We start from the raw sequence: 1,041 nt of genomic DNA, 5'->3' as shown, positions 1-1,041 counted from the left end.
CCTGAGCGCTGCACTTTGCATCATTGCACCAGTAAAAACACAAACGCCCCGAATCAATCGAGGCGTTTGTATTGAACCGGTTCAGTTCAGAACGTTTTCACACAGTCTGATTGCGGGGCGTTTTCATTTGTCCTGGGCCTTCATGCTGCTTCGGCGTAGAACTCCGGCAGGCTCATGCCGGTACGGTTGTCGATATCCGGCAGGTCGTAATGCTCATGTCCGCCAAGGGCGCAGTACACCAGCCAGTGCTGGTCCTGCACGTTGAAAGATAGCTCGTCGACCACGGCGTCCACTTCATCCAGCGAGTCGATCAGGTAATCGCGGTCCAGCGGTTGAGAATTGAGCATGGCAGGTCCTCCAGGGACATTGAGGTTTGGCTCCAGCAACAGTCGTGACTGTTTGGTCACTCTTGGAGATACAAACCCTAGGCCAGGCATATGACAGTTTTCAGACGATTTCGGGATAGCGGGGCGCGTTCGTCGGAAACGAACCTTATAAAAGAGGTATTTCAGTACACTGCGCGACGACTTTTCGAGGGTTGAGACGCACCGCTTCTCGGCCCAAATCCCCATTCTGGTGCGGTGGCGAGGTTGCTGCACCATGCTGCTCTCGAGGTGTTGCATGTCGCTGCAGATGTTGTGGTCACTGTTCCTCGCCCATCCGGCCGGGGTGGTGAATTCGCTGGGATTGTTCTTCGCGTTGGCGGGTGGTTGGCTGTGTCTGATGACCCGCGTGCGTGAGCAGCGCGGTATGGCGCGCGTGCTGGCTCAGGGTGAGCTGGACGAAGGCGAAGCACAGGACGAGCGTACTCTGCGCATCAATCGTTTCTTCTACCGTTTCGGCGCCGTCTGCCTGGGCTCAGCCCTGCTGCTGTCCTGGCTGAGCACGCGGCTTTGATGCTTGAGCGATAAACGAGAACGGCAGCCTGATGGCTAATGCCAGTCAGTTAAGCGCTACAGCTTGACCTTCTGCGCACTGAAACGAAAATCCGATGCTTGTTTTGAGCATCGGATTTTTTATGCGACTTTCCCGCGCCTTGGC

2 protein-coding genes are annotated in these 1,041 nt (G+C 56.1%); one reads left to right on the top strand and one right to left on the bottom strand.

The features are described 5' to 3' along the window. Window positions 1–140: 140 nt before the first annotated feature. On the bottom strand, window positions 141–347 hold the full coding sequence (locus ACNFCJ_RS24005; protein ID WP_004424534.1) for a hypothetical protein: 207 nt from the start codon (window positions 345–347) through the stop codon (window positions 141–143). A 274-nt stretch (window positions 348–621) separates the two neighbouring features. Here ACNFCJ_RS24005 and ACNFCJ_RS24000 point away from each other — a divergent pair, with 274 nt between their 5' ends. Continuing rightward, window positions 622–897, top strand: a complete 276-nt coding sequence (locus ACNFCJ_RS24000; RefSeq protein ID WP_416773883.1) for a hypothetical protein — start codon at window positions 622–624, stop codon at window positions 895–897. Window positions 898–1,041 lie beyond the last annotated feature (144 nt).

This window comes from Pseudomonas sp. NY15364 (assembly GCF_048068235.1).
In the GTDB taxonomy this organism is placed as follows: domain Bacteria; phylum Pseudomonadota; class Gammaproteobacteria; order Pseudomonadales; family Pseudomonadaceae; genus Aquipseudomonas; species Aquipseudomonas mendocina_D.
Note: the sequence above shows the minus strand (reverse complement) of the source record. Positions and strands in the feature narration are given on the sequence as shown.

Coding starts and splice junctions, on each gene's coding strand:
- ACNFCJ_RS24005 (WP_004424534.1), bottom strand. CDS start 347: ATGCTCAATTCTCAACCGCTGGACCGCGATTACCTGATCGACTCGCTG.
- ACNFCJ_RS24000 (WP_416773883.1), top strand. CDS start 622: ATGTCGCTGCAGATGTTGTGGTCACTGTTCCTCGCCCATCCGGCCGGG.